The sequence below is a fragment of the Caldibacillus sp. 210928-DFI.2.18 genome (genome assembly GCF_020554505.1).
GTDB lineage: Bacteria > Bacillota > Bacilli > Bacillales > Caldibacillaceae > Caldifermentibacillus > Caldifermentibacillus hisashii.
The window spans coordinates 24,850-32,325 of sequence record NZ_JAJCHL010000035.1; the positions used below are offsets into that span (position 1 = coordinate 24,850).

Sequence of the window (7,476 nt, forward strand, 5' to 3'; positions counted from 1 at the left end):
ATATTAGTCATTTTCGTTTGCTTTTGTAGGAGTGGGATTGACGTGGAATGATTTTTAGGGAGAGAGAAAAATGGGGAGTATCAAACGGTACATGCAATTCGTGAAACCGTATCGAGTTCAAATCATTGCAACACTGTTTATCGGTGTGATTAAATTCGCCATACCGTTACTAATTCCGCTACTATCGAAATATTTGATTGATGATGTCATTGTTAATGAAGCTTTATCGAAACAGGAAAAATTTTCTCAATTAGGGATAGCAATGGGACTAATGGCACTTATTTTTATTTTTTTACGTCCACCGGTAGAATATTATCGCCAATACTTTGCCCAATGGACCGCAAATAAAGTGTTATTTGATATTCGTGAAAAGTTATATGCACATTTGCAAAAACTGGGATTAAAATATTATTCAAATAAGAAGACCGGAGAAATTATTTCCAGGGTCATAAACGATGTCGAACAAACAAAGGATTTTGTCGTAACCGGTCTTATGAATGTATGGATAGACTTGGCGACTATTCTGATTACAGTAACGATTATGTTCACAATGAATGTAAAATTATCACTAATCTCCTTACTTATGTTTCCGTTTTATGGTTTTTCCGTCAAATACTTCTTTGGGAATTTGAGGAAGTTAACTCGGGAACGATCACAAGCTTTAGCTGAAGTTCAAGGATATTTGCATGAACGTGTTCAAGGCGTTTCCGTTATTAAAAGTTTTGCCATTGAAGAACATGAGAAAAAACGATTTTATAAAACGAATAACAATTTCTTACATCGAGCGATAAAACATACAAGCTGGAATGCAAAAGCGTTTGCTGTTGTCAATACGATTACGGATATTTCACCGCTCTTGATAATTGCTTTTGCGAGTTATGAAGTCATTCAGGGAAATTTAACGGTTGGCACAATGGTTGCTTTTATTGGTTATATTGACCGACTCTATAATCCACTTCGAAGACTCGTCAACTCATCGACAACATTAACCCAAGCAATTGCATCAATGGATCGCGTTTTTCACTTGCTGGACGAAGAGTATGACATCGTTGATAAGATAGATGCAAAGCCGATTAAGAAAACGGAGGGAAATATTGAGTTTGACTCAGTTTCTTTTGCCTATGAAAAAACAGAGCGACCCGTACTTAATCATATTAACTTACAAATAACAAAGGGACAAACGGTTGCTTTTGTCGGCATGAGTGGGGGCGGCAAATCCACTTTAGTCAGTCTGCTGCCACGATTTTATGATGTAACGGAAGGGAGAATTTTACTTGACGGTACAGATGTTCGTGATTTGAAAGTGAAGGACTTGCGGGATCAAATTGGAATGGTTCTCCAGGACAGCATTTTATTCAGTGATACGGTAAAAGAAAATATTTTATTGGGGAAACCGGATGCAACGGATGAGGAAGTGATTCATGCTGCAAAACTTGCCAATGCCTACGATTTTATTATGAATTTACCTCAAGGATTCGATACAAAGGTCGGGGAGAGAGGCGTGAAATTATCTGGTGGGCAAAAACAGCGAATCGCGATCGCTCGAGTTTTTTTGAAAAATCCGCCAATAATAGTATTGGATGAAGCCACTTCTGCACTAGACTTGGAAAGCGAACACTTGATTCAGGAAGCATTGGATAATTTAGCGAGAGAACGGACGACTTTAATTGTTGCCCACCGATTGTCAACAATTACCCATGCTGATTGTATCGTCCTTATCGAGCATGGAAACATTGTCGAGAAAGGAATGCACGATGAATTGATGGCGAAAAAAGGTCATTATTATGATTTATTTACGGTTCAACAATTTGATTGAGAAGACAGGTTCTCGTATTTTGGCAGATTGATAGAGTAAGCGGGCAATGATTAATTTCAATTGCAAAAGGTTGAACAAAGCCCCGCTATCCTTGTTAATGGTGACAAAGTACAATTGGCCTGTCTCCTTTTTTGTAAAAGAAGTTCCGCCTGTTGTATTGTTGTTGAATGTATGCCCGATTTACATATTTACTTGTAAAAGCTCTAAGTAATGCTGAGTAATTCATATAAAACCGCACAGAATCTCCAACTTTGTAATCCTTTTTACATTTTGTTAAGTCCAAAATAAGGTGATCGGAACTTGCCCCTACGATTTCTATTCTTTTGTCGATTGGAACAAGACCTAAATGATCAATGTCCTGTCTGCCGATTGCGACAATTCCCCGGAGCATTTGTCCCTTATCGACAAATACCGGTTTTTGACCAAATGCATCCATACCGATATTTCCAAAGGGTACAGAAGGCTTTTCCTTTATTTCTACCAATTCAGCTGAAAGGGTAAATACGTCATGATGCATTTCGTCATAAAATTGTCCGAAAGCGGTTTCCTTTCCAATGACAATCGCTTCACCCAAACGTAAATTATTAATGCCCTCAGGAATTCCGTCTTTATCCAGTAAATAAAGCGAGCTTGAGTTGCCGCCGGAAATCATTGACAGTGACAAGCCGTATGAAGACTCGATTGAATTTTTATAATCAACAAGTTTTTGTAGAATACCTTTATCAGGAATGACGCCACCAAAACAGGTTAAATTGACAGCCAACCCGAATAATTGAATATTTGTCATGGTCACTATTTCGGCAACCGCTTTATGTAATTCTTTCACATCAAAATAGCCTTCGCGAAGATCGCCTAAATCAACCATGAGGACAACTTTATGGATCTTCTTTTGTCTTTTTGCTTCATTGTTTAAAAAACGGATCGTACTGATTTCGGAATTGAAACTAATATCAGTATAGCGAATCACATCCTCTATTTCACTATGCATCGGAATACGAATAAGTATTTTTGGTTTACTGACTTGGGGATAATTTTTAATGTTTTCAATTCGAGCATCGCCTAGATAATCAACATATTTGTTTTCGTCCGCTGCCTTGACAATTTTCGGATCAGCGGCGTATACCTTGGTTATATGAGTTAACGTTAGACTTTTTGCTTTCATTTTTTTGCCAATATAATCAAGATTATCCGTAAATTTGTTCAGGTCAATGATAATTTTTGGATTCATGCAAATACCTCCTTTTAAATCTCACTTGACTAGTAAAAACACAAGATCGATATTTCAAAAGGAAAGCAAATGATGAAACATTTCCACTCTTCACTACTTGGCTTACTTTTATTTTAGAATAGAGATTACAAAAGACGCAAGGAAGATGCTCCTTTCAAAACAAGTATCACGAATGACCGAACTCCCCTTGATTATGCCAAAATAATGTTTTTTTCCTCAAAACGATAAGTATTTTTATTTATTTTACATAAAAAACAGTGTTATACTATTCCCATCAATCTTCTTTGTTTAACCAAGGGAGTTTTAACACCCTGTTTAGAGTGGGATAAAAACGCAGAAATTTTTATACTACCAGATTTGATTTAGGAGGGAACAGCAATGAGTTTGAAAAAAACATTAACGCTTGCCGGATCAGATACGAGTGGCGGAGCAGGAATACAAGCGGACTTAAAAACATTTCAAGAACACGGAACATATGGCATGACTGCCCTTACATCAATCGTAGCAATGGACCCGAATGAAGGGTGGAAACATAATGTTTTTCCAATTGAAGCGAATATCGTGGATAAACAATTGGAGTGTGCCTTTTCTGTTGGTTTGGATGCAATGAAAACCGGTATGCTCGGTTCGGTTGAAATTGTTCAACTTGGAGCAAAGTATATCGACCAATACAGCTTAAAAAATGTTGTCATCGACCCGGTTATGGTTTGCAAAGGGGAAGATGAAGTCCTTTTACCGGAAACGGTCGATGCTTCCCGAGAGCTTCTTTTACCGAGGGCACTTGTTACAACACCGAATCTTTTTGAAGCTTGGCAATTATCAAAAGTAGGTCCAATTAAAACGGTAGCTGATATGAAAAAAGCGGCTGAAAAAATTCATGCCCTCGGTGCAAAAAATGTTGTTATTAAAGGCGGGAAAACTTTGGATCATGAAAAAGCGGTGGATCTGTTCTATGATGGAAAAGAGTATGTCCTTTTAGAAACGGAAAAAATTGATACAACGTATAACCATGGTGCCGGCTGTACATTTGCTGCCGCGATAACAGCAAACTTGGCAAAAGGTGAAGAGGTATTTACAGCTGTGCTCAAAGCCAAACAATTTGTTGCTGCAGCCATCCGACATGGTTGGAAATTGAACGATTTTGTCGGTCCGGTCATGCATGGCGCATACAATCTGTTTAAAGACGATGTTTCGGATATCAATCAAGTGACAGTATAATCATCTGTCATTAGGTATAGACCGGGTGCAGAGCCTTTTAGTTTATGAAAAAAAAGAAAAGTACAGGCCTCGTACTTAGTGACGTATGTCGCTTAAGCGGGCGCCTTGCACTTTTCATTAAAAAGTTTTCTTTTTATGAAACATCAACCTCTATTTCTTCACGATGATATTGTTGCAAACTGCTGATAAGGATTTCCAGTTTTTCGAGTTGCTCGTTATAATCAAGAATGGTAGCCATAAATTGTAACATATGGTCCATTGTCAACTGTTCGGAGCTGATTTTTTGCATGTCACCAAATAAATGTAGTAACTCATTTCTCTTTGCCACGTATTCTTCCATTTCTTCCGTATGAACTTGAACTGCTTTTCCAATATATCGGAGTAATAGGTGTTCGTGATTGTTATTTAAATGGGAGATTACACTTAATAATTGCTCCCTAATATTTTTTGGTAACTGGTAAAAATCATATTGATAGTGATGCAACTTTCTCAAAATTTCCAATGCCTTTTTAGCCGTTGTAATCATTTGCCGGTAAATAACGACCTTCCGTATTTTCCCCCGCTTGTTCTTTTTCAAAAAAGTCCTTTCTTCTTTATAGAATAAATAAATTTGTTCAACATGGATAAATTGTTCTTTTAATAATTCGAGTTCTTTTTTTATTAAGGTATGGTCAACTGCATCATGGTTTGTAATCCGTGTCCATTTTAAAATATCATTCGTTATATCGGAAATGGATGTATAAAGTTTTGTTTCATATTTGGGTGGTAAAAAGATCAAGTTAATGATAAAAGCTGACAAAATTCCCAGCATGATGGTTGCAAAACGTAAAATCGCAAAAGTAATAAACTCATCTTGAGGTGTTTCCATAATAACGATTAAGGTTACAACCGATAATGATACGGTATCAATTTTTAATTTCAAATTGATAATAATAAGAATAATTGCTGCCAGTCCAACGATTAAAAAATGATTTCCAAATAACAAAACAAATACAATAGCGATAATCGCCCCTATGACATTTCCTTGTACTTGTTCCAGAATGGTTAAGTACGACCGGTAAATGGATGGCTGGATGGCAAAAACGGCAGAAATTGCTGCGAAAACGGGTGATGGCAGATGGAATAGTTCACCAAGCATAAGAGCCAATACGACTGCCAACCCCGTTTTAAAAATGCGGGCACCTAGTTTCATGAAAATAACCCCTTCTTATTAGAAGTTTACTATTCTTAAAAAATTGTGGAATTCTTTATATGAGAGATGCATCCACATAAGTTTACTATCCTTGAAAAATTGTAGTGTACTTGTGGGTCAATAACAATAGGCAAAACATATATTTTTAAACAACTGCATCCGGACCTGAATTTTACCAATTATTGGCAAAAGATGTCTACAACAATGAAAGTGAGTGAATCGATAACTTGAATAGTAGCTAAGGATGTCCGGAAGCAGATTAAGTGTGTAATCCAGAACTTGAATTTAACCAATTATCCCCGTTCTTTCCTAAAATCGACGACCGTTCTGACGATAAAGGAAGCTGGAACGGTATACCCAATCAATGCTTCAATAATCGCAATTCCCCTCCCTATACCGACCGGAACAACATCTCCATAGCCGACTGAGAATAAAGTAAGCCCACTGAAGTAAAAACATGTATGCAGTGAAGTTATCGTATCTTTTACTTCATTCCCGTTTACAAGCAAAATGGTAAAACCGTTTTGAATAAAGATAAAATAAATAAGACCAAAACCAAGAAAAATGGTCGAAAATATAAAAATTAAATAGATAAAACTTTCCCAGGATAAATATTTCTCCTGTAAAGCAGTAGGAACAAATAAAGTTCTTAAACTCGACGTGATTATAAATATAATAACAAATAATAATAGATATCCAAGCATTTTGATCACATCCGTAACTTAATTAAAGATTTGATTATATCACAAATTTAACGATAAGTCGAGGACTCCCGCTGCAAAATTCGAGTGAGGTGGGAGTTTGTCTCGTCGTTAAGTGGGATAAATGGGAACTGTTCCCTTTTTTATAGAATAAGAAAGTTTTAAAATACAAGTAATTAGCTTGGGATTAGTTTTATTGTCTAGCTCCGAGCGCCAGCGACTGAGAAACTAGCTCCCCTTTAATGTGCTCCTGCGCCATAGCCTATTCGAGGAAGCGGATGTTCAGCTCGTCGCAAAGCTTCATGAAGTATTTCATGGAAGATTACTCATGAAGTTCGCTCAAGTAGTAGCTTCACTACGATAAGTCAACATCGGCTCGTGCCTCGCCGTGTTTCCTATATCTTATTGCGGGGCGCTCCAGTTTGTACGTCGCTGAGCGGGCGCTCTCCGCTTTTCTTATAATATACGCTTGTCCGCTCTGAAAAATGTCAAAGAGGAAAAGACAGGATGTTTTAGTTGTTTTATTCAAGGGTTTGTTTTAATCTAATGCTTAGAAGGTGAATATGGAGGGACGTAAGATGACAATTGCAATTGGAGAAAAAGTACCTGATTTTGAACTGTTAGCAAGTAATGGCGATAAGGTGAAATTATCTGATTTCCGCGGCAAACATGTAGTTCTATATTTTTATCCAAAAGATATGACCCCGGGGTGTACGACAGAAGCCTGTGATTTCCGTGATTATCATCAAGATTTTGCAGATGTAAATGCAGTTATTTTGGGAGTAAGTGCCGACCCGCTCGAAAAGCACCAAAAATTTATTGAAAAACATGGGTTGCCCTTTTTGTTATTAGCAGATGAAGATCATAAATTAAGTGAACAATTCGGTGTATGGAAAGAAAAAAATGTTTTCGGGAAAGTCGGCTTTGGTATTGAACGTTCGACATTTATTATTGATAAGGATGGCGTTCTCGTTAAGGAATGGCGAAAAGTGAAAGTGCAAGGTCATGTTGAAGAAGCATTGCAATTTATTAAAAACAATTTGGCATAATTTTCTAACGGCAGAGAGCAGGGAGTTAGTCATGAGCCTGTTTTATGTAAACAAGGCATTCATCCATGCAAGTATACGGACAGTGCATATAGTAAAGTAGGGCATACCTCCTCATGGAATTTCACTCTAAATCTGCCGGCAAAATCATTAAAGCATTTTGCCGGTTTTTCTTATACGCTAAGAATGTATAAATTCCAGCAAAGAAGCAAATTCGACATAGTTGGAAATTTTAAGAATTAAGTATAAGTGCATAAGGAAAGCTTCACTGGAAT

At 37.1% G+C, this 7,476-nt stretch carries 6 protein-coding genes; 3 read left to right on the forward strand and 3 right to left on the reverse strand.

The window, feature by feature from the left end:
- Positions 1-70 precede the first annotated feature (70 nt).
- Positions 71-1,816 carry an ABC transporter ATP-binding protein gene (locus tag LIZ98_RS09200; RefSeq protein WP_227139884.1) on the forward strand — a complete coding sequence of 582 codons (1,746 nt, stop codon included), beginning with the start codon at positions 71-73 and terminating at the stop codon, positions 1,814-1,816.
- Positions 1,817-1,910: 94 nt separating this feature from the next.
- On the opposite strand, the gene orr is transcribed toward LIZ98_RS09200, so the two are convergent.
- On the reverse strand, positions 1,911-3,044 hold the full coding sequence (gene orr / locus LIZ98_RS09205; protein WP_227139885.1) for an ornithine racemase Orr: 1,134 nt from the start codon (positions 3,042-3,044) through the stop codon (positions 1,911-1,913).
- A 378-nt stretch (positions 3,045-3,422) separates the two neighbouring features.
- Between orr and pdxK the strand changes: the two genes are divergently transcribed.
- Entirely contained in the window at positions 3,423-4,262 is an 840-nt protein-coding gene (gene pdxK, locus LIZ98_RS09210) for a pyridoxine/pyridoxal/pyridoxamine kinase (RefSeq protein ID WP_227139886.1), read from the forward strand.
- Between the two features lie 133 nt (positions 4,263-4,395).
- On the opposite strand, the gene LIZ98_RS09215 is transcribed toward pdxK, so the two are convergent.
- Together LIZ98_RS09215 and LIZ98_RS09220 are read right to left on the reverse strand one after the other, a co-directional pair.
- Positions 4,396-5,454: an FUSC family protein gene (locus LIZ98_RS09215; RefSeq protein ID WP_041845746.1), complete on the reverse strand. Its 1,059-nt coding sequence runs from the start codon at positions 5,452-5,454 to the stop codon at positions 4,396-4,398.
- 293 nt (positions 5,455-5,747) lie between these two features.
- Entirely contained in the window at positions 5,748-6,158 is a 411-nt protein-coding gene (locus tag LIZ98_RS09220; protein ID WP_034768690.1) for an ion channel, read from the reverse strand.
- Between the two features lie 575 nt (positions 6,159-6,733).
- Between LIZ98_RS09220 and bcp the strand changes: the two genes are divergently transcribed.
- The gene (gene bcp, locus LIZ98_RS09225) at positions 6,734-7,204 is read left to right on the forward strand and encodes a thioredoxin-dependent thiol peroxidase (RefSeq protein WP_227139887.1); all 471 of its coding nucleotides are present in this window, start codon (positions 6,734-6,736) and stop codon (positions 7,202-7,204) included.
- The last annotated feature ends 272 nt before the right edge of the window (positions 7,205-7,476 follow it).